The organism is Sinorhizobium fredii USDA 257 (assembly GCF_000265205.3).
Taxonomy (GTDB): Bacteria; Pseudomonadota; Alphaproteobacteria; order Rhizobiales; family Rhizobiaceae; genus Sinorhizobium; species Sinorhizobium fredii_B.
On record NC_018000.1, the window covers coordinates 2,759,765 to 2,779,053 of the forward strand.

The following is a 19,289-nucleotide window of genomic DNA, read 5'->3' on the forward strand; positions in this document are numbered from 1 at the left end:
AGGAGACCGGCTATGGCTATTTCCAAGACAATCGGAAGGAGCGTCCTTGCACTGGCGATCGCCGTCGCTCCGTTGGCAACCGTCACATTTGGTGCCTCAGGGGTCGCTTTTGCCAAGGGTGGCAATGGCGGCGGGAACGGCGGGGGTAATGGTGGCGGCAACGGCGGCGGCAACGGTGGCGGCAAGGGCGGCAGCAGCGGAGGCAGCCATGGAGGGGGGCAGAGCAAGTCCCATACCGGCAGTGGCAAACAGGACAAGGCACGGTCCGGCAAGAGCAATGGCGACAATCTCCTGAAGTCGCTCTTTTCGCGCGGCACCAAATCCAAGAAGACGATCAAGGCAGCCAAGCCGGTGAAATCCGGAAAGGTCGCGGCCGCCAAGCCGAAGAGCGTCGAACCTGAAAAAGTCAAGCTGGGCTCCGGGTTCAGTTCACTGAACCGGAATTATCACGCCTATCTCAACTCCAACGACCCCCGCATGGCGGCAATCTCGGCCTATGCGATTGCCTATGCCGAGTTCGAGGCTGAGAACGGCATTGACGCCATCCCGACCGATCCCGACTTGAGCGATGAAGCACTCCGCGAAGCGCTGGAAAGCTTCAGCAAAGACGGTGTCGTGACCGACGGCGACCTTCTCGAGGCCAAGGAGATCCTCGGCGTCGGACCAGCAGTCGGCAAAATTGACCAGATACGCGAGACGCTGCCGGACACTTCGGAAACTTTGGATACTTCAGACGTTTCGGATACGTTGCCTGAGGAACCCGAAACCGCCGGTCTGAATTCCGGATTCAGTTCGCTGAACAGGAATTATCACGCCTATCTCAACTCCAACGACCCCCGCATGGCGGCGATCTCTGACTACGCGATCAACTATGCCGAGTTCGAGGCCGAGTTCGGCGCCGACGCCATCCCGACCGATCCTGCCTTAAGCGACGAAGCGCTCCGCGAGGCCCTTGAAAGCTTCACGAAAGACGGCGTCGTGACCGACGACGATCTCGCCGAGGCAAAGGATATCCTCGGCGTCGGGCCGGAATTCGGCAAGATCGACGAGATACGCGCGACGCTGCCGGACACGTCTGATACTGAACTGGATGTTGCGAACTGAACCAAAGCGCGGACTGTGCCGACAGTATTTGACATCGGTCCGACAACCGGATGGGGCAGCTTGATCCATGAAGTTGGAGACACGTGACGACGCAATCGGCGGTGCCGCGCGGGCGATGCGGCACGGGCGGATCGGCTTTTCCCTGCAGCAGGTCAACGCGGTCGACGATTCAAGCGAGGTCCTCTATTCCGAGTGCCTGGGCAGGTTCGTGGAGCCTGACGGCACGGTCAGAACCCGCGGAGAATTCTTGGCACTGCCCGAAGCCGCGGCGGTTGATCGTGTCCTTGGCCTCGATCTCCTCGACCTGGCTTTCGAATGGCTCGCTTGTCATCCGTTGGATGTGCTCGGCTGCGACATCTCGGCCGAGAACATGACCGACGAGCGAAGCTGCATGGTGCTGCACGATCTCCTTTCCCGGCACAGAGCTTTGGCGACGCGCATGGTGCTCGAGGTCACCGAAAACCTGTCCCTGAAAACGCTCCCGGTCGCTGCTGACTTGCTCAAGTCTGCTCGCTCGATCGGGTACAGAATTGCGATAGACAAGTTCGGGACCGGCAACGCGCTGTCCATCCCGGCCGACCTCGTGAAAATCGACGCATGCTTCGCCCAGCACAGCCGGGGTGACGCAGCGCCGATCCTGCGCGACATGGTCGCTCTGGCCTCCTATGCGGTATCAATCGTGGTTGTCGAAGGCATCGAAACCTATGATCAGCTTGAAGCTGCCAGGAGCGCCGGAGCGACACATGTGCAGGGATTTCTCCTTTCGGAGCCAACTCTGCCGCCCATCTATTCGCGCAGCGCAAAGGCCTTCAAGCGAAGGCATCGCCCGGTGTCGCACGGCGCGCACTTCGTGCAGCGGTCATGGCGTCTGTAGCGGTCGGGCTCGCAAACGACCTGCTCATACTGCTCGAGGGCCCGAGCTCGGCTTAGCGCACGTTGCCCGAATGCATTCCCTCAGCCAGCGATGGGCCGGATCGGCATCAAGGCGAGGGTGCCAGAGCATCGACACGGTGACCTTGGGAATGGAGACCGGCAGGGGAAAGCTGAACAAGCCCAAACGAAGATTGCCGGTGTGGCGCTCTGGAACGGTGGCGACCATGTCCGAGCTTCGCGTCAGCGCCAGCGCGGGTGAAAAACCGCCGACGGTCGCGGCGATCTCCCGTTCCAGTCCGATCATCTCCAAAGCGTCATCGATCGGTCCCTTCTCGGGCCGATGGCGGGCGACGAGGATATGCCGCCCGGCGGCGTAGCGGGCAGGCGTGATCTCGCCCCGGCAGAGTTCGTGTCCGACACGCACGACGCCGACGAAACGGTCCCTGAACAAAGCCTGCGTACGGACCTCCGGGCTCTGGCTCCTGCCCAGGACGCCGGTCTCCAGGTCGACGCTTCCGTCTCGTAGCGGCGTGCTGTCCTTGTCCAGCTTCGGAACGAAGCGCAGCCGCACGCCCGGCGACTCGGCATTGACAGTGGCAATCAGGGCCGGCCCGAAATTCTCGACGAAGCCATCGCTGGTGCGCAGCGTGAAGGTCCGGACCAGCCGCCCGAGATCCAGCCGGTCGGCAGGCCTGAGCACCGCTTCCACCTCCTCCACCAGGCGGCCGACCCGCTCGCTGAGTTCGAGCGCACGGGGTGTTAGGACAAGACCGCGTCCGGCCCGCACCAGCAGCGGGTCGCCCATCGTTTCGCGCAGCCGCGCCAGTTGCCGGCTCATGGCGGAGGGGCTCAGCCGCAGCCTTCGCGCGGCGCGGGCGACGCTGCCCTCGGAGAGCAGAACATCGAGGGTGACGAGGAGATTGAGGTCAGGGTGCGTCATGCGGGCGACGATAGCACACAGATCGACATCGCGTCAGATGCACGAATGAAGTGCAAACGGTGCGCCTTCCGCCATGTCCGGCGACGGTCTACCTGTCGTCCGACGCTTTTTGAGAGGGACGACGACGATGACATCCTACCCACAGGAGACGTTTGCTGCAGGCACGGAGCAGGCGGTCTCGGTCCGCTGGACGCTGGCCAGCCTTTCCCTTTCCATGCTGCTCGCCTCCTTGGGAACCAGCATCGCCAATGTCGGCTTGCCCACCCTGGCCGGGGCCTTCTCCGCCTCGTTTCAAGAGGTGCAATGGGTCGTGCTCGCCTATCTCCTGGCCATCACCACGTTGATCATCAGCGTCGGCAGGCTTGGCGATATCGTCGGCCGCCGCAAGCTGCTGCTGGCTGGCATCGCCCTGTTCACGATGGCCTCGGCCTCGTGCGCGGCCGCTCCGCATCTCTCCTGGCTCGTCGCGGCACGAGCCGTGCAGGGTCTGGGCGCCGCGGTCATGATGGCGCTGGCGATGGCCATGGTCGGCGAGGCCGTGCCAAAGGAAAGAACCGGCAGTGCCATGGGGCTGCTCGGCACCATGTCCGCGATCGGGACGGCGCTCGGCCCTTCGCTGGGCGGCGTGCTGATTGGCGGCTTCGGCTGGCGAGCGATCTTCCTGGTGACGGTGCCCTGCGGTCTCCTGGCTCTGTTTCTCGGCCACCATGCCCTGCCTGCAGCTCGACCGAGAGCAAAGTCCACCAGACCCGCCTTCGACGTCATCGGCACGCTGGTGCTGGCCCTGACGCTTGGCGCCTATGCACTCGCAATGACCATTGGAGGCGGCACGTTCGGCACGATCAACCTGATTCTGTTGCTGGCGGCGATCTTCGGCATTTGCGCTTTCCTGTTCGTGGAGTCCCGCGCGGCCTCGCCCCTGGTCCGTCTTGCGACGCTTCGCGAACCGCGGCTGCGATCGGGCCTTGCGACGAGCATGCTCGTCGCGACGGTCATGATGACGACATTGGTGGTCGGGCCTTTCTACCTGTCGCGCGGCCTGGGACTGGATGCGGCGCTCGTCGGCCTGGTGATGTCGGCCGGACCGGTCGTCTCGGCGCTGGCGGGTGTGCCGGCGGGGCGGCTCGTGGATCGCTTCGGCGCGGGGCGCATGGCTGCGGCGGGTCTTGGCATCATGGCGATCGGCTGCCTCGCACTTTCCGTTGTTCCGCAGCCGTTCGGCGTCGCCGGCTATGTCATGGCTCTCGTCACCCTCACCGCCGGCTATGCCCTGTTCCAGGCGGCCAACACTACCGGCGTGATGAAAGATGCGCGCCCCGAGCAACGTGGTATCGTCTCCGGCCTGCTGAACCTCTCGCGCAATCTCGGGCTCGTCACCGGCGCGTCGGTCATGGGCGCGGTCTTCTCCTTCGCCGCGACGGCGAGCGCCTTTGCGACAGCCGATAGCGTCGCAGCCGCGGCCGGCATGAGGGCCACTTTTGCCGTCGCCACGGTGCTGGTCGTCTTTGCCGCCGCGATTGCCGTGGCAAGCCGCGTCCACGTGGTCGAGCCCACACCCGAAGAGACAGAGGGGGTCGGCGGCTCGTAGCGGCGCCTTCTCTAGTCGGCGTGTCGGCGTCAAGCGATTTTTTATAGCTGAGTCGAGGACGTCTGGATTCGGCCCATACTCACCGTCGCACAATCTGCTAGAGTGATCTAATGTTCGCGACCAATCCGTACGAGTTTCGCAGAGCGACCCTGGATGATCTCGCTTTACTGAAGGCGTGGCGGTCGAACCCGCATGTCCTGGAATGGTGGGGTTCTGGTGAGCCGTATGGTGAAGCAGAACTGGTTGATCCTCGTTCGTCAATTGAAATGATCCAGCGAAGGCCCTTTGCGTTCTTGCAGGACTACACGGTGCACGGATGGGAAGATCACCATTTTGCCGGTCTTCCCAAAGGGTCGCGGGGAATTGATCAATATATCGGAGACCCCGAAATGGTCGGCGTTGGACATGGTTCAGCGTTTATCGGAATGAGGATGCAGGCTCTTGTCGATGAGGGCGCACCTGTGATCGCGACCGATCCGCATCCAGACAATGAACGGGCGATAGCCGTCTACAAGAAGTTGGGGTTCGAACCGTCTGGACCACCTCAAGAGACCGGATGGGGCTTGATCTTGCCAATGCTGGCGAGGCGGTAAGCAGAAGGGATGCAACGGCAGCAAAGTCCGCTTTCCAGCCGAAATCGCCGCTCTACAGAAAGTAGGCGATCATTGGCTGCGTCCGGCTTGTGCAGCGTTTGACCTTGTGCAGCGTTTGACATCGGTTCGCGGCCCGCGCTTTACTCCGGGATCGGCACTTGGCCCTCCCATGATGGGGTCCAATAGATGATGTGGTCCAATCTATGCTGCTTCCTGATGACGGATCATCGGTATAAACGCGGCCACGAACTTACATCACCATCGTCCGCGAAGGACGTCTTCCGCCGCTACGCGGAACTTTTAATTCCTGCCGCGGTCGCCCTTTATGGCTGGCGACTATGCCGCTGCGGTTGAGTTATTCTCCTCCTTCGTCCAGCGGAATTCCGAGCCATCCAGCCACATGCGATGCATGACGACCGCGAGCCTGCGCGCCAATGCCACCTTGGCTTTCTTCCTACCACGCCGCTTCGCAATGTTCATTGCCCACGCCTTCAACCAGCACCATTTCACCACGCGCGTCATCATCGACTGGGCAGCCTAGTAGAGCAGCTTTCGCATCATGGCATCCCCTCGGAGAGAGACATGACCGACCCGGCTCACTTCGCCGGATTGATGGAGAACGGGTGTAAGTCCAAGAACGGCTCCTACCGATCGCGAATGACGGAACCGGGCGGGAACCGCAAGGAGCGTGCCAGATTGTGAATGTGACGCGCGCCAATGCCGCAACACCCGCCGACGATCGATGCACCGGCTTCGACCCAATCGCAGGCAAAGCGCGAATAGCGGTCGGCGGTCAGGTCGACGCGGGTGTGATGGAGCGTTTCATTGGCTGCGCCTTCGGCTTCTTCCGCCTCGAAGGCGTTGGCGTAGACGCCGATGCCGATATTCGCTCGTCTGTCCCGGAACGTCGCAGCCGCAACAGCCACGGCGCGGGCCATGACTTCCGGACGGCTGCAGTTGAACAGAAGCGCTTCGGCACCGGAGCCGGCCGCCCAGGCGGCAGCCGCGGCCACGGTTTCCCCGGATCGGAGCTTCGGCTCGTCGCCTTCGAGGGCCCCGGGCTCATCAGTTAGGGTGAAGGAAACCCAAAACGGCTTGCCGGTCGCGGCAACGGCGGCGCGGACAGCATCCCCTTCCGCGATCAGGCTCAGGGTCTCGCCGAGCCAGACATCGACATAGGGCGCCAATCCTTCGACGAGGACCTTCAGATAGTCCTGCACGCGCTCGGGGTCGAAGCGTTCCGGCTCATAGGAGCCGAAGATCGGCGGCAATGAACCCGCGACCAGGACCTTCCGGTCGGCCCTCTCATCGGCGGCCTCTCGCGCGAGTTTTCCGGCCAGTTCGATCAGCGAGCGTCCCTCGGAGCGGAAACGCTCTTCGCCGATGTGAAACGGCACGAGCGCATAACTGTTCGTCGTGATCACGTCCGCCCCGGCGTCGATGAATTCCCTATGAACTCTTCCGACGATCTCAGAGCTCTCCATCAGCGCCAGCGCGGACCATTCCGGTTGCCTGAGTTCGGCGCCGAGGCGGATCAGCTCCCGGCTCATGCCGCCGTCGAGAATGCGTAGTTGGCTCATTGATGATGGGCTCCAGTTGCTCGCTTCAGCGCCGGATGACCGAAGACGTCGTAAGCGGTCCGGGTCGCCCGGGAATATGGAATGGGATGTCGCTGCGGTCTTCATCGGAGCGCCTGATCCAGGTCTGCGATGATGTCCTCGACGGCCTCCAGACCGACGGAAAGCCGGAAGACGCCGTCGCCGGCGAAGGCGCGGTAGTCGTCGAGTTGCGCCCCTTGCAGCCGATAGGTGGACTTCATCATCTCGTTGGTGTCGAGAAGGACGACGATGCTGCGCTGGTGGCCGAGCGAAAAGGCGTAATGCACCACTCGCAGCCGATCGGCGAGCCGGACCGCCATTTTTTGCTGGTCGTCCGTCTGGAATGTCAGGATGCCGCCGAAGGCATTCATCTGGCGGTTTGCCAGCGCGTACTGGGGGTGCGTCTCCAAGCCGGGATAGATGACCGATTTGACGCCCGGATGATCGCAAAGGAAACGGGCAATACGCATCGCCGAATCGGACACTGCCCTGAGCCTCGGGAAGAGCGTGTCGATGCCGCGCATGATGAGCCAGGCGTTGTGAGCCGACAGCGACGCACCGAGATAGACGCCGGCGCGCGAGCGGATTTTCTCGACCAGCTCCTTGCGGCCGCAAACCACGCCCCCGAGGGCGTCGCCGTGGCCGTTGATGAACTTCGTCAGCGAGTGAATGACGAGATCGACGCCAAGAGCGAGCGGCCGGGTGGCAACAGGCGTGGCAAGCGTGGAATCGACCGAAACGATTGCCCCGTGCCGATGGGCGAGCGCCGCCACAGCGCAAAGATCGGTCAATCGCAGGATCGGGTTGCAGGGGCTTTCGCAATGGACGAGCCGCGTGCTGGGACGGAAGGCAGCAGCGACCTCGTCGAGGCGCGCCATGTTCACGGCGGTCACCTCGATCCCGTAGTCGGGCAAGATCCGCCGGGCCAGCTCGTTGGCGCCCGCGTAGCAGACATCGCTGATGATCAGGTGATCGCCCTTCTTGAGGCAGGTCAGGAAGGTGGCGGCGATCGCCGCGACGCCAGTCGCGGTCGCTAGCGCATCCTCGGTGCCCTCGAGGGCGGCCATCCGCTGTTCGAGCTGCCGCACCGTCGGATTGGTCCAACGCGCGTAGAGGAATGGCAGCGCCGTCAGATCCTCGACGCCGTCGGCCGAAAAGGCACCGTCACCGGGGGTGAGCATATTGTTGACCGACATCGAGATATTGGGGGCGATCGCCCTCGTCGTCGGATCGATCTCCAGCCCACCGTCGAGCGCGAGGGTTTCCCAGTGCAGAGACGGGCGGCCGACCGCAGGTGGCCGGATCATCGTCTGGCTGCGGTCCTCCGCCATGACTATGGGGGTCGCCTGATCCGAGGACATGAAAAACCTTTCCCAGATGCGTTTCGACACGGACTCTAGTGCTCGCTCAATGTTTTTGGCCGCTCAGGAGCTGCCGAACTGCCGAGAAAAGGCGCCATAAGGGCCTCGTGCGCGGCCAAATCGATAAGCCCCTCGCGGCGCTAGCGCCGCACGGGAACCTGGGCTTCGACGATCTTGAAGGCGCGGGTGATGATAAGCGTCAGGCAGACATAGAAGACCGTCACCACCATCAGCGGTTCGTAGACCAGCAGTGTGTCCTGTCTCACCTTGTAGGCCACGGCATAGAGGTCCATCACCGTCACCGTGAAGGCGAGAGGTGTTGCCTTCAATTGCAGCACGACCTCGCCGGCGATCGTCGGCAATGCGATGCGGATGGCGCGCGGCAGCCAGATACGCCTGAGCAGCGTCCGTGAAGACATGCCGAAGGACCGGCCGGCCTCGAGCTCGCCCTTGGGAACGGCGAGAAGCGCGCCGCGCAGCACCTCGGCCTCGTAGGCCGCATAGTTGAGAGTGAAGCTCACGGCTGCAAAGAAGAACCCTTCGCGCAGGACCGGCCAGAGGAAGCTTGCGCGCAGGCCCGGGATCATCGGCAGGAGCGAGCCGACGCCGTAGTAGAGCAGCCACAGCTGGATCAAGAGCGGCGTTCCGCGCAGGCAGGTGCAGTAGCCGCGTGCCAGCAATTTGAGCCAGCGCGGGCCAATCACCTGCGCCAGGGCAAGGCCGATCGCCAGAACGAAGCCGAAGCCGACCGAAATGACCAGCAGCAGCACGGTCTGGACTGCGCCTGCGGCAAGCAGCGGCCAATAGGAGAAAATCCACGAGAAACTCACGAGGCCCTCCTATGCGGTCTTCGGCTGGCCGCGCCGGAAGCGGGTCTCGAGCGCCGAGAAGACGACGTTGGAGAGCAGCGTTATGGCGAGATACAGCGCGGCGGAGGCGAGGAAAAACAGAAAGTAGTGCTTGGTGTTGCCTGCGGCGATCCGGGTCGCCAGCGCCAGCTCCTGATAGCCGACGACGGCGATCAGCGCGCTATCCTTGGTGACGCACATCCAGAGATTGGCAAGGCCCGGCAGCGCATTCGGCATCAAGGCCGGCAGCACGATGCGGCGGAAGCGGAGCCGCGGTCTCATGCCGAAGGCGGCAGCCGCTTCGACCTGTCCGATCGGAACGGCGAGGATCGCCCCGCGAAACACTTCGGTCATGTAGGCGCCCTGGACAATGCCGAGCACCGCGACGGCGGCGACGAAACCGTTGATCTCGATCGGCGGAAGGCCGAGTGCCGCCAGGAGGCGGTTCAGCCCATCGGTCCCCGCATAATAGAGGCCGATGATCAGGATCAGCTCCGGGATGGCGCGAACCGCCGTCGTATAGAGATCGAGGACGAGCAGAACCGGACGGTTACCCTTCAGCTTGCCGATCGCGCCGATCAAGCCGATGACGATGCCGACGAGATAAGCGCCGAGCGAAATCAACACGGTCGAGAGCGCTCCGGCAAGCAGCACGCCTCCCCACCCGGGCGGGTAGGGGGAGAGCAGTTCCAGGAGCGATTGGCTGGATGACATTCGGATCTACCTGATTGCAATCAAAGGCAGTGGGCAATCGGCGCATGACCCGTCATGCGCCGATTGCCCCTCCAGTCATTCGCCATAGGGATCGAAGTCGAAATACTTCTTGGAGATCTCGGTATATTTGCCGCTGGCCCTGACGGCGGCGATCGCCGCATTGAGCTTGTCGCGCAGTGCTGTATCGTCCTTGCGCAGCCCGCCGCCGATGCCGGTTCCAAGGATCGCCGCGTCGTCCTTGACGTTGCCCTTGTCTTCGCAGCAATTCTTGCCGAAATCCGATTTCAGTAATTCCGCCAGCGGAATGGCATCGCCGAAGACATAGTCGATCCGGCCGGCGGCCAGGTCCTGGAAGGCTTCGTCGAGCGTCGCATAGGTCTGTTCCGATGCCTTGTCGGCAAAATACTTCTTGTAATATTCGGACTGGATCGTCGAGACCTGTATGCCGATGGTCTTGTCGGCAACATCCTCGGGGGCAGCTCCGATCTTGCCGTCCTTGGCGCCGATCAGCTTGCTCGGCGTGTTGTAGTATTTGTCGGTGAAGTCGATCGTCTTCTTGCGTTCGTCGGTGATCGACATCGACGACCAGATGACATCGAATTTCTTCGCATCGAGGCCGGGGATCAGGCCGTCCCAGGACATGTCGACGATGGAGCAGGTCTCCTTCATCTCCGCGCAGACCGCGTCCATCAGCTCGATTTCCCAACCGACCCATTTGCCGGACGGATCCTTCGTGAAGAAGGGCGGGTAGGCTTCGTTCATGATGCCGAAGCGCACTTCCGCATTGGCCGCACCTGCAAGAGAGAAGGCCACGCCGGCCATCAGGATGGAAAACAACTTCATTCGACTACCCCTTCTAGTTTTCGTCGGAATGGAAACGGACGGATCAATGGCTGAGAGCACCGGTGAACGCGCGGCAGCGGGCGCTGAGCGGCGCGCCGAAGACCTGGGCGGGAGGCCCTTCTTCCTCGACGCAGCCCTGATCAAGGAACATCACGTGACTGGAGACGTCCCGGGCGAATTTCATCTCGTGCGTAACGAGCAGCATCGTGCGGCCCTCTTCGGCGAGCTCGCGGATGACCTTCAGCACCTCGCCGACAAGCTCGGGATCGAGTGCCGAAGTGGGCTCGTCGAAAAGCATCAGCGCCGGATCGACGCAGAGCGCGCGGGCGATCGAGGCACGCTGCTGCTGTCCACCCGAAAGGAACGCCGGATAGGCGTGCCGCTTGTCGTAAAGACCGACCTTGGAAAGCAAGGCCTCGGCCCGCTCGATCGCTTCCTTGCGGTTCATTCGCAGAACATGAATGGGCGCCTCGATGACATTTTCAAGCACAGTCATATGAGCCCATAGGTTGAAACTCTGGAACACCATGCCGAGGCCGGTCCGGATCCGTTCGATCTGCCGCCAATTGGCCGGATGGGAGCGCCCCTCCCGGCTCGGCTTCATCAGGACCTCTTCGCCGCTGATAACGAAGCGGCCGCGGTCGGGAATCTCCAGAAAGTTGATGCAACGGAGGAAGGTGCTCTTCCCGGAGCCCGAAGAGCCGATGAGGGAAATGACGTCGCCCTTGTGTGCCGACAGCGACACGCCCTTCAGGACCCGGTGATGTCCAAAGCTCTTGTGGACGTCTTCGACCAGCAAGGCGGCGGCCGTTTGCTTCATTCCTGTCGGTCCCCTTGCGTTTTTTAGTTATTTGGTCGGCAATAATATTGCCTTGCCGGGCGGCTTTGCCGCGCATTTGGCGTTCAATATGCGGAATTTGTGCAGAAGTTCGGCGAACGTGCGGCCAAGCTCCCAACCACACCGGGGGCCCATGATGTTCGGCGGCACTCCCATTACAATAGGACAACGACGCGCTCAATGACGCGGAAGTTTCGTCCTCGCGCGCCGGAAAAAGGCGTACATGGCCCGAATTTGGGGCGACGTGCCGCGCCAATGGGGTATAGGCTGCGGCAAATCACCGAGGCGAGGAGACAATGACGGAGCCACTGGACCAATTCGATCGGAAGATTCTCGAGATCGTGCAGCGCGACTGTCAACTCAAAGCGGAGGCGATCGGCGACATCATCGGCCTTTCGGCGTCCGCCGTTCAACGCCGCCTCAAGCGGATGCGCGAGGACGGGATCATTTCCGCCGAGATTGCCCTGGTCGACCGCAAGATCGCCGGAAATCCGATGACGTTCATCGCCGGCATGGAGATCGAGCGTGAAAATTACGATGCTCTGGCGAAATTCCGCAGCTGGGTCGATAAGCAGGATCACATCCAGCAGGTCTATTACGTGACCGGATCGGTGGATCTCGTGGCAATCATCACCGCCGAGGACGTCACTCAATACGACGAGATCACCGCGCAGATCATGTCACAAAATCCTCAGATCAAGCGAATCCACACGAATGTCGTACTGAAAGATGTGAAGCTCGGAATGTTCGTTCCCGTGGCTTCCGACTAGTGCCACATTCCGGTGAGGCGGTGCCGGTGGAACTGAGCAGGCAGCGGTTATCAGGATGATCTATTTTACGAGTGACACGCATTTTGGCGAGGCGCGGGTGCTCAGCATCGATCGTCGGCCGTTCTCCAACCTGGCCGATCATGATGCTGCGCTCGTCGCCAACTGGAACGAAACGGTCTCGCCGGAGGATGAGATCTGGCATCTAGGCGACTTTGCCTCGAGGAAATCGGGCTTTGCGGAAGGTTTGCTCTCCAAACTAAACGGCAGGAAGCATCTGATCGTCGGCAACAACGATCCGCTCGCCACGGTCAAAGCGAGCGGCTGGCAGAGCATACAGCACTACGCGGAACTCTTGGTCGACGGGCGTCTGCTCATTCTCTGCCACTATCCGTTCCGAACCTGGAACCAGATGGGAAAGCGGTCGATCGATCTGCACGGCCACTCCCACGGCAAATTGAAGCCGATGCCTCGGCAGTTCGACGTGGGCGTCGATGCCAGAGATCTGCGGCCGGTCAGTCTCGCAGACATTCTCCGGAGCCGCGCCTGAAGCCATAGCCCACGTGCCTCGACGGGAACGACTCGTCTTCTGAATTGTTTTCGCACGAGATCGGCGGCCGTGGCGAGGTGCTTATGCAAGGAGACCTGTTCGGAAATCCGGTCGGCAATCTGCCGGAGGGCTTTCGCTACGAGCCGGACATCGTCCCTCAGAAGATTCAAGAGGATCTCCTCGGGGCAATACCGCAGCTTCCGTTCAAGCCTTTCGATTTCCATGGTTTCGAAGGCAGGAGACGGGTGATCTCCTTCGGCTGGAAATACGATTTCAGCACGGAATCGCTTCGGGAAATCGACCCTATCCCGCCGATGCTCCTGCCGGTGCGCCAGTTGGCCGCGGATTTCGCCGGATTGCCGGCAGAGGGGTTGGAACAGGCGCTGGTCACGGAATACGACATCGGGGCGCCGATCGGATGGCACAAGGACAAGGGAGTCTTCGGCAACGTCGTCGGGGTGTCGCTCCGGTCCGCTTGCACGTTCAGACTGCGCCGTCGATCCGGTGGAAAGTGGGAGCGCGCTTCGATCGTTCTCCAGCCCGGTTCGGCCTATCTCCTTGCCGGTCCATCTCGCAGCGAATGGGAACATTCCATTCCGCCGGTGAACCAACTGCGATACTCGATTACCTTCCGGCAGCTGCGTACGAAAGAAGGCGGGCGCTGAGCACGTCGTTCCCGGGCCGGACCATAGCGGCTGGGCATTCGTTCATGCAAGCGCGCCGTCGGCGACATCGAACGGCGACGGGGACTGTCCCGCGTCGATCAGTTTCTTGGCCATCATGTAGGCGCGCGCATCATTGATCGCGTCGACGGCGAGCAGTTTCTCGCCGGCGAAATACCAATAGGAGCACGAGCCCGGCCTGGCGCCTTTTCTCTCGACGATCCGGTCGTAGCCGCTGTTGAGCCCGGCGATCTGCAGCTTGACGTCGAACTGATCCGACCAGAACCATAGCCTCGGGCGATAGTCGCGGTTCGCGCCGAGGATGTTGGCCGCAACGGCCTCCGCCTGGTCGATCGCGTGCGGCACGCTCTCGATGCGCAGGCGGCGGCCATCCATCAGGAAGGAGGCGCAATCGCCGGCCGCCCAGATCCCGTCTGCGGAAGTCCTTCCCTGAGGGTCGACGCAGACGCCGTTTTCCAACGCCAGTCCAGCCGCGTCGGCGAGCGCCACGCTCGGGCGGATTCCGATGCCGACGATGACGAAATCGATGTTGATGCACGAACCATCCGAAAGCCGTGCCTTGCGGACGCGGTTCTCCCCCTCCAGGCTGACGAGCCCGATGCCTTCGAGGAGCCTGACACCGCGATCGGCATGAAGCGAGCGGAAATAGGCGGAGGTCTCGGGAGCGGCGACGCGGCCGAGGATGCGGTCCTGGAGTTCGACGAGCGTCACATCGACGCCCGCCTGTTTGAGTGCGGCGGCGACCTCCAGCCCGATATAGCCGCCGCCGATGATCAAGGCGCGCTTTCCGGAGGCGACATGCGGCGTGATCTCTTCGACGTCGCCGATCGTTCTCAGCGTGAAGATATTGGCGCGCGCTCCGCCGATATCGGCCGGCAGACGGATGGGTGCTGCGCCCGTCGCAAGCACGAGGTCGTCATAGGCGAGGCTCTCCGGACCTAGTTCGATGCGCTTCTCGGCCGGTACGATCCGCGTGACCTTCGTTGCGAGCCGCAGATCGATGCCGCGTTCGGCGTAGAACGTGGGTCCACGCAGCGCGAGCCTGTCGGCAGCGAGCTTGCCAAGCAGATAGGCCTTGGAAAGGGGTGGCCGCTGATAGGGCGGGTGCAGTTCGTCGCCGATCAGCGTGATGCGGCCGTCAAAGCCGAGCTCCCTGAGCTTTGCTGCCAGGGCACTGCCGGCCTGGCCCACCCCGATGATCGCTACGTGACGCATGTCGCCCTCCCTGCTGCCTCGTAGACCTACTGCACGGCCGGTATGCGCACCGTCATCCCGTGGAGCGCATCGGCGACGCGGATCTGACAGCTGAGCCGGCTTTCCGGCCGGCGCGGCGAGGCGGTGAAGTCGAGCATGTCGCTCTCGTGCTCGCCGATCGGCCCGATCGCTTCGACAAAGGCCGGGTCGAAATAGCAATGACAGGTGGCGCAGGCGGCCGATCCGTTGCACTCGGCGACGACGCCCGGAATGCTCTTCTCCAGCGCAATCTCCATGACCGACCTGCCGATTTCCGCGGTGACGGCATGTTCCTTGCCCTCGGCGGTAATGAAAGTGATGGTCGGCATCGACATTCCTCCTGGACTGGCGGGTAGGTTGGACGGGGCCGGCTTACACGTCCCAGGCGACCGGCAGAAAAACGGGACCGCGGAACACCCATCCGTGGATCCGCGCCGGCGCATCCGGTTGGAGGCGCAGGTTCTTCAGGCGCGAGAAAAGCATCGGCACGACGATCCGGCCGACCATCTGGCGGGCAACCCAGGCGCCGGCGCAAAAATGGGGGCCGGCGCCGAAGGCGAGATGCGGCTGCTTGGGGCGGAAGAGGTCGAAGTTATCCGGGTTCTCGAAACGGCGGTCGTCGCGATTGGCCGCGCCGACGCAAAGGCCGAGCTGGTCGCCCGCCCGCAACTCTACGCCGGAGAGTTCGACATCGCGGGTCACGCGTCGCGGATACATGCCGATCGGCGAGATCCAGCGCACCGCCTCATCGAGAGCCAACGGCCAGAGATCCGGGTTGGCCATGACGGTGGCCAATTGAACCGGATTGGAAAGGAGCCCCAGCGTCAGCGAAAGAATGGAATCGCGCGGTTCGTTGAGGCCGCCACCGATGATCACCTTGATATTCGCCCGGATCTGCTCAAGGTTCATCGGGTGATCAGCATTGACCATCGAGGACAGCACCGCCGGATTGGGGTTCTGGCGATGCCAGGGGAGGACCGCGTCGATTGCCGCATCGACGCCCGCGGCAGCTCCCGTCGCCCGGGCGGAAATTGCAGGATCGCCGGAATAGTTGCCGGCGCCATCCATCAGCGCCTGCGACCAATGCGCCAGCGTCTGCCAGGATAAATCCTTGAGGCCGAGAAGTTCGATGAGGGCGAGCGACGCCATCGGCGCCGCCAGCGCATCGAACAGATCCGCCTCGCCCCGGCTTTCAATCTCCGAGACGAGCCGGTCGCTGATCGCCTCGAATTGCGCCGCCCAGTGGTTCTTGATCGTGCCCGGCCGGAAGCTGACCTCGATCGCCCGACGTTCGATGGCGTGCGCTTCGCCGTCCTTGCGCATCATGGTGTGGCCCATGACCTTGTTGACGAGCGAGCCCGGATTGCTCGAGGCAAAGGTCTCGGAATCGCGCTCGATCGTCATGATGTCATCGAAGCGCGTCACGAGCGCGAGCCGGGCGGTATCCACATAGACGGCCGAGGCCATGTCGCGCAGGCGCTTGTAGATGGGATAGGGGTCGGCCAGCAGATCCGAAAAAGCAATGTCCGATACGACGGGAACGGCGAGCGCCATCTTGTCCCTCCCTGACAATCCGTTGCACTTGATGGGGGGACGTTACCTCGCACGGAGACCATCCTTCAATTCGATGACTTGGATTGAGGATATGCAGTAATTGCATAAGCTTTCGTCGGAACGTATCCTGCGGCAGACGATGTCGCGGGGATCGAATGGGGCAGAAGCAGCATCTGGACGGGATCGATCTCGGCAGCCTCAAGGTTTTGGTGCTGGTTTGCGATCTCGGCTCTTTCTCGGCGGCTGCGAACCGCCTGCAGGTCAATCAGTCGACGGTGAGCTATACGGTGGAGCGGCTGAGGACGGTGTTCCGCGATCCCTTGTTCCTCAGGCAGGGCAACCGGATGTTGCCGACGGAGAAATGCTCGGAACTGACCGAAACCGCCCGCCGCATGCTCGACCAGCTCCTCGCATTCACGGCCGAGCAGACTTTTGATCCTACCTCGGCCACGGGAGCGGTCACCGTGTCCTGCAATTTCCACGAACGGCAGATCGTCATGCCGGAATTCTGCGCGCGCCTCAGGCGGGCGGCGCCGAACGTCCGTCTCGTGGTGCTCGAGTCTGCCGTGCACGGCAAGCGACAGTTGAAGCAGAATGAGTGCGACGTCGTGCTCGGCCCGATCGAGATATTCGGGGAGGCCTATTTCCGCACCCATCTCTTCACCGACCGCTATGTTTGCGTGATGGATCCGGGCAACCCTTTGGCGCAGGCGCCGCTCAGCCTCTCGGACTATCGCTCCGCGCGGCACATCCAGGTGAACCACAACGGCGAATGGCGGGGACTCTATATCGCGGCGCTGGGTGCCAAGGGCATCCCCTTCGAACCGGCCGTCGTTCTTCCGAGCCATGACAATCTCGAACGTATCATTGCCGGAAGCGACCTGATCGCGACCATTCCCGGCCGGCTTGCGCATGGGTTGAGCGACAGGCTGAGCGTGGTGGACTTTCCGCTCGACGTGCCAATCCATATCGACATGTACTGGACCGCGCGCACCGCACAGTCGGGGCTGCACCGCTGGGTGCGGCAGTTGCTTGCCGAGGTCGCCCGGTCGCGGCCGGAAGGAGATGGGGCGTCTTAGAGCGTCACTGCGCGACTCGGCGAGGCTACTCGGCGGCGACGTTCGCGCCGCTTCTCGGAAGGCCGCCGCTGAACAGGTGGCCGGCATGTTCCACCACGTTTTCGGTGGTCTCGCGGATATGGCGCTCGATGAGATCGCTCGCCCGTTTCGGATCGCGGGCCAGAACAGCTTCCATGATCGTGCGATGCTCGACATCCTTTTCACGCCATTTTGGCCGAAAATGCGAGGACATGCGCCGGTAGCGGTGCGCACGCTCGAAGAGCTTCTGGCGGATCTCCAAGAGGTTGGGCGATCCGCAAGCGGAAACGAGCGCATAGTGGAATTCGCCGTGAACCTTGGACCAGTCCTCCGACAGGTAATATTCGTGACCGAGGCGGCTCTGCAACCTGTCCATGCGGTGATAGGTGCCGATGATCTCGGCCTCCCAGCGGTCGTCGCCCTTTTCGATGGCGCGGCGAAGAGCTTCACGCTCGACCAGCACGCGCACATCGGTCAGATCGATGAGATCGGCAAGCGAGAGGGGGGCGACGATGAACCCGCGCTGGCCTTCCGCGATGACCAGACCTTCCGCGACCAGGCGCGACAGCGCTTCCCGCAAGGTCGAGAAACTGACTGCATACATGTCCTTCAACGGCTCGAAACGCAGCTTCGATCCGGGTTTCAGGACGCAGGAGATGATGTCGAGGCGCATGCGTTGCAGCACGTCGCCGGCGCGGGTTTCTCCCGATGGTTTACGGCCGTCGGTCATATCTCTCGGAATCCTCTTCGAAGGCGATACGGGCGTCAGACTCGGGTCTACAGGCATAAAATAGCGATAATTTCGAAAAGAGCAAACCAGCCACGGCCGATCGCTGGGGGCTTGCGCCGCTCGTTTGTATTAGGAGTATTTCTGGCAAAAGAAATTGCGTATTTGCCAGGTCTGTGCGGCAAAACCCAAAGAAATTTCGAAATATTCCCGGTTGCGCGATGCGCTTGTCCAAAGACAGGTTTCTGGGCTGCGAACCGGATCGCTCATCAGACTGGACGTTTCATTTCATTATTGCATTTTATAATTATTTAATGCAGATTGCCCACAACGGCAAGGAGGCTCGCCGTTCGTTTTCCGTTTTGGGAGCAGCAATCGCATGCGACAATTTCTGAAAACCGCCCTCTGCCTGGCAGCATTGGCGGGCACTGCCGTTTATCCCGGCGTCTCGGCCGCCAGCGACCTCGAATTGACCATCACGGCGCCGGCCGGGGCTGGCGGTGGCTGGGATTCGGCGGCGCGCTCGCTGCAGGAAGCGATGATGGCGTCCGGCCAGGCCAAGAGCGTCCAGGTCGTCAACGTGCCGGGCGCCGGCGGCACCGTCGGCCTCGCTCAGTTCGTCGGCAGCGCCAAGGGCGTGGCCGATCAGCTGCTTGTCGCCGGAATCACGCTGGTCGGCGCCAGCATCTCGAACAATTCGCCGGTCGATCTCACCCAGGTCACGCCGCTTGCGCGCCTGACGGGCGACCCGCTTGTCGTCGTGGTTCCGAAGGATTCGCCGATCCGGACGATCGACGACCTGCTCGCCACCATCAAGAAGGACGTGGCGACCACCATCTGGGTGGGTGGATCGGCCGGTGGGGCCGACCATATCCTGGCGGCGCTGATCACCAAGTCGGCGGGCGCCGACCCGAGCAAGATCAACTATGCCGCCTATTCCGGCGGCGGCGAGGCACTGGCCGCCATGCTCGGCGGTCAGGCGACCGCCGGCGTCTCCGGCTATGGCGAATGGGAAGGGCAGATCAAGTCGGGCGATCTCCGGGCGCTTGCCATCTCCTATCCGGAGCCGATCGAAGGCATCGAAGCCAAGCCGCTGAAGGCGCAGGGGCTCGATATCGAGCTCGTCAACTGGCGCGGGATCTTCGCTCCTCCGGGCGTCGAAGGCGAGGACCTCGAGGCGCTCAAAGCCGCCATCGACAACACCGTCAAGTCGCAGCAATGGAAGGACATCGTCAAGGCGCGCGGCTGGACGGACTACTATGCCCCCTCCAACGAGTTCACTGGGTTCATCGCCTCCGAAACCGAACGGGTCCGCACGATCCTGACGTCGATCGGCCTTGCACAGTGATGACTGCAGAGGGGAGGCGTTAGCCTCCCC

General features: G+C 62.5%; 20 protein-coding genes and 1 pseudogene. 9 read left to right on the forward strand and 12 right to left on the reverse strand.

Translation table 11 applies throughout. The features are described from left to right. Positions 1-12: 12 nt before the first annotated feature. Together USDA257_RS12740 and USDA257_RS12745 are read left to right on the forward strand one after the other, a co-directional pair. Entirely contained in the window at positions 13-1,104 is a 1,092-nt protein-coding gene (locus USDA257_RS12740) for a hypothetical protein (RefSeq protein ID WP_014763372.1), read from the forward strand. A 67-nt stretch (positions 1,105-1,171) separates the two neighbouring features. Beyond that, entirely contained in the window at positions 1,172-1,978 is an 807-nt protein-coding gene (locus USDA257_RS12745) for an EAL domain-containing protein (protein WP_014763373.1), read from the forward strand. A gap of 24 nt (positions 1,979-2,002) precedes the next feature. On the opposite strand, the gene USDA257_RS12750 is transcribed toward USDA257_RS12745, so the two are convergent. Then, positions 2,003-2,917, reverse strand: a complete 915-nt coding sequence (locus USDA257_RS12750; protein ID WP_014763374.1) for a LysR family transcriptional regulator — start codon at positions 2,915-2,917, stop codon at positions 2,003-2,005. A gap of 127 nt (positions 2,918-3,044) precedes the next feature. Here USDA257_RS12750 and USDA257_RS12755 point away from each other — a divergent pair, with 127 nt between their 5' ends. After that, a complete protein-coding gene (locus USDA257_RS12755) occupies positions 3,045-4,505 on the forward strand; it encodes an MFS transporter (RefSeq protein WP_014763375.1) in 1,461 nt (486 codons plus the stop codon). A 110-nt stretch (positions 4,506-4,615) separates the two neighbouring features. After that, positions 4,616-5,098, forward strand: a complete 483-nt coding sequence (locus USDA257_RS33005; protein ID WP_014763376.1) for a GNAT family N-acetyltransferase — start codon at positions 4,616-4,618, stop codon at positions 5,096-5,098. A gap of 336 nt (positions 5,099-5,434) precedes the next feature. Here the strand turns inward: USDA257_RS33005 and USDA257_RS33945 are convergent. From USDA257_RS33945 to USDA257_RS12795, 7 genes and pseudogenes are all read right to left on the reverse strand, one after another. Further along, positions 5,435-5,776: pseudogene (locus USDA257_RS33945) on the reverse strand (transposase); the annotation flags it as partial. Continuing rightward, positions 5,743-6,678 (reverse strand): homocysteine S-methyltransferase family protein, encoded by a 936-nt coding sequence (locus tag USDA257_RS12770; RefSeq protein ID WP_014763378.1) that lies wholly within the window; start codon positions 6,676-6,678, stop codon positions 5,743-5,745. The pseudogene USDA257_RS33945 and the gene USDA257_RS12770, both read right to left, overlap by 34 nt. 101 nt (positions 6,679-6,779) lie before the next feature. Further along, positions 6,780-8,003, reverse strand: a complete 1,224-nt coding sequence (locus USDA257_RS12775) for a trans-sulfuration enzyme family protein (RefSeq protein ID WP_370057272.1) — start codon at positions 8,001-8,003, stop codon at positions 6,780-6,782. Between the two features lie 194 nt (positions 8,004-8,197). Then, the gene (locus USDA257_RS12780) at positions 8,198-8,887 is read right to left on the reverse strand and encodes an ABC transporter permease (RefSeq protein ID WP_014763380.1); all 690 of its coding nucleotides are present in this window, start codon (positions 8,885-8,887) and stop codon (positions 8,198-8,200) included. A gap of 9 nt (positions 8,888-8,896) precedes the next feature. Beyond that, positions 8,897-9,619 (reverse strand): ABC transporter permease, encoded by a 723-nt coding sequence (locus USDA257_RS12785; RefSeq protein WP_014763381.1) that lies wholly within the window; start codon positions 9,617-9,619, stop codon positions 8,897-8,899. A gap of 75 nt (positions 9,620-9,694) precedes the next feature. Next, positions 9,695-10,462: a transporter substrate-binding domain-containing protein gene (locus tag USDA257_RS12790; protein WP_014763382.1), complete on the reverse strand. Its 768-nt coding sequence runs from the start codon at positions 10,460-10,462 to the stop codon at positions 9,695-9,697. A gap of 43 nt (positions 10,463-10,505) precedes the next feature. Next, positions 10,506-11,282 (reverse strand): ABC transporter ATP-binding protein, encoded by a 777-nt coding sequence (locus tag USDA257_RS12795; protein WP_014763383.1) that lies wholly within the window; start codon positions 11,280-11,282, stop codon positions 10,506-10,508. 314 nt (positions 11,283-11,596) lie between these two features. Between USDA257_RS12795 and USDA257_RS12800 the strand changes: the two genes are divergently transcribed. The 3 genes from USDA257_RS12800 (at position 11,597) to USDA257_RS12810 (ending at position 13,282) form a co-directional block, all read left to right on the forward strand. Continuing rightward, positions 11,597-12,070, forward strand: coding sequence for an Lrp/AsnC family transcriptional regulator (locus USDA257_RS12800; protein ID WP_014763385.1), 474 nt, complete (start codon positions 11,597-11,599; stop codon positions 12,068-12,070). 55 nt (positions 12,071-12,125) lie between these two features. Beyond that, positions 12,126-12,617, forward strand: a complete 492-nt coding sequence (locus tag USDA257_RS12805) for a metallophosphoesterase family protein (RefSeq protein WP_014763386.1) — start codon at positions 12,126-12,128, stop codon at positions 12,615-12,617. Positions 12,618-12,700: 83 nt separating this feature from the next. Further along, positions 12,701-13,282 carry an alpha-ketoglutarate-dependent dioxygenase AlkB gene (locus USDA257_RS12810; protein ID WP_014763387.1) on the forward strand — a complete coding sequence of 194 codons (582 nt, stop codon included), beginning with the start codon at positions 12,701-12,703 and terminating at the stop codon, positions 13,280-13,282. Positions 13,283-13,324: 42 nt separating this feature from the next. On the opposite strand, the gene USDA257_RS12815 is transcribed toward USDA257_RS12810, so the two are convergent. The 3 genes from USDA257_RS12815 to USDA257_RS12825 are packed head-to-tail and all read right to left on the reverse strand — an operon-like array spanning position 13,325 to position 16,087. Beyond that, positions 13,325-14,515, reverse strand: a complete 1,191-nt coding sequence (locus USDA257_RS12815; RefSeq protein WP_014763388.1) for an NAD(P)/FAD-dependent oxidoreductase — start codon at positions 14,513-14,515, stop codon at positions 13,325-13,327. Positions 14,516-14,541: 26 nt separating this feature from the next. Further along, positions 14,542-14,862, reverse strand: coding sequence for a 2Fe-2S iron-sulfur cluster-binding protein (locus tag USDA257_RS12820; protein WP_014763389.1), 321 nt, complete (start codon positions 14,860-14,862; stop codon positions 14,542-14,544). Positions 14,863-14,905: 43 nt separating this feature from the next. Beyond that, the gene (locus tag USDA257_RS12825; protein WP_014763390.1) at positions 14,906-16,087 is read right to left on the reverse strand and encodes a cytochrome P450; all 1,182 of its coding nucleotides are present in this window, start codon (positions 16,085-16,087) and stop codon (positions 14,906-14,908) included. Positions 16,088-16,242: 155 nt separating this feature from the next. Here USDA257_RS12825 and USDA257_RS12830 point away from each other — a divergent pair, with 155 nt between their 5' ends. Continuing rightward, a complete protein-coding gene (locus USDA257_RS12830) occupies positions 16,243-17,166 on the forward strand; it encodes a LysR family transcriptional regulator (RefSeq protein ID WP_014763391.1) in 924 nt (307 codons plus the stop codon). Between the two features lie 25 nt (positions 17,167-17,191). On the opposite strand, the gene USDA257_RS12835 is transcribed toward USDA257_RS12830, so the two are convergent. After that, a complete protein-coding gene (locus tag USDA257_RS12835) occupies positions 17,192-17,914 on the reverse strand; it encodes a GntR family transcriptional regulator (RefSeq protein WP_014763392.1) in 723 nt (240 codons plus the stop codon). A gap of 376 nt (positions 17,915-18,290) precedes the next feature. On the opposite strand from USDA257_RS12835, the gene USDA257_RS12840 reads away from it, so the two are divergent. Next, positions 18,291-19,259 carry a Bug family tripartite tricarboxylate transporter substrate binding protein gene (locus USDA257_RS12840; RefSeq protein ID WP_014763393.1) on the forward strand — a complete coding sequence of 323 codons (969 nt, stop codon included), beginning with the start codon at positions 18,291-18,293 and terminating at the stop codon, positions 19,257-19,259. Positions 19,260-19,289: the final 30 nt, after the last annotated feature.

What these genes read in the sequence shown, in the direction of transcription:
- USDA257_RS12815 (WP_014763388.1), bottom strand. Translation starts at nt 14,515, where the DNA reads ATGCGTCACGTAGCGATCATCGGGGTGGGCCAGGCCGGCAGTGCCCTG.
- USDA257_RS12805 (WP_014763386.1), top strand. Translation starts at nt 12,126, where the DNA reads ATGATCTATTTTACGAGTGACACGCATTTTGGCGAGGCGCGGGTGCTC.
- USDA257_RS12790 (WP_014763382.1), bottom strand. Translation starts at nt 10,462, where the DNA reads ATGAAGTTGTTTTCCATCCTGATGGCCGGCGTGGCCTTCTCTCTTGCA.
- USDA257_RS12750 (WP_014763374.1), bottom strand. Translation starts at nt 2,917, where the DNA reads ATGACGCACCCTGACCTCAATCTCCTCGTCACCCTCGATGTTCTGCTC.
- USDA257_RS12740 (WP_014763372.1), top strand. Translation starts at nt 13, where the DNA reads ATGGCTATTTCCAAGACAATCGGAAGGAGCGTCCTTGCACTGGCGATC.
- USDA257_RS12820 (WP_014763389.1), bottom strand. Translation starts at nt 14,862, where the DNA reads ATGCCGACCATCACTTTCATTACCGCCGAGGGCAAGGAACATGCCGTC.
- USDA257_RS12775 (WP_370057272.1), bottom strand. Translation starts at nt 8,003, where the DNA reads ATGATCCGGCCACCTGCGGTCGGCCGCCCGTCTCTGCACTGGGAAACC.
- USDA257_RS12745 (WP_014763373.1), top strand. Translation starts at nt 1,172, where the DNA reads ATGAAGTTGGAGACACGTGACGACGCAATCGGCGGTGCCGCGCGGGCG.
- USDA257_RS12770 (WP_014763378.1), bottom strand. Translation starts at nt 6,678, where the DNA reads ATGAGCCAACTACGCATTCTCGACGGCGGCATGAGCCGGGAGCTGATC.
- USDA257_RS12795 (WP_014763383.1), bottom strand. Translation starts at nt 11,282, where the DNA reads ATGAAGCAAACGGCCGCCGCCTTGCTGGTCGAAGACGTCCACAAGAGC.
- USDA257_RS12755 (WP_014763375.1), top strand. Translation starts at nt 3,045, where the DNA reads ATGACATCCTACCCACAGGAGACGTTTGCTGCAGGCACGGAGCAGGCG.
- USDA257_RS12835 (WP_014763392.1), bottom strand. Translation starts at nt 17,914, where the DNA reads ATGACCGACGGCCGTAAACCATCGGGAGAAACCCGCGCCGGCGACGTG.
- USDA257_RS33005 (WP_014763376.1), top strand. Translation starts at nt 4,616, where the DNA reads ATGTTCGCGACCAATCCGTACGAGTTTCGCAGAGCGACCCTGGATGAT.
- USDA257_RS12785 (WP_014763381.1), bottom strand. Translation starts at nt 9,619, where the DNA reads ATGTCATCCAGCCAATCGCTCCTGGAACTGCTCTCCCCCTACCCGCCC.
- USDA257_RS12810 (WP_014763387.1), top strand. Translation starts at nt 12,701, where the DNA reads ATGCAAGGAGACCTGTTCGGAAATCCGGTCGGCAATCTGCCGGAGGGC.
- USDA257_RS12800 (WP_014763385.1), top strand. Translation starts at nt 11,597, where the DNA reads ATGACGGAGCCACTGGACCAATTCGATCGGAAGATTCTCGAGATCGTG.
- USDA257_RS12830 (WP_014763391.1), top strand. Translation starts at nt 16,243, where the DNA reads ATGGGGCAGAAGCAGCATCTGGACGGGATCGATCTCGGCAGCCTCAAG.
- USDA257_RS12840 (WP_014763393.1), top strand. Translation starts at nt 18,291, where the DNA reads ATGCGACAATTTCTGAAAACCGCCCTCTGCCTGGCAGCATTGGCGGGC.
- USDA257_RS12825 (WP_014763390.1), bottom strand. Translation starts at nt 16,087, where the DNA reads ATGGCGCTCGCCGTTCCCGTCGTATCGGACATTGCTTTTTCGGATCTG.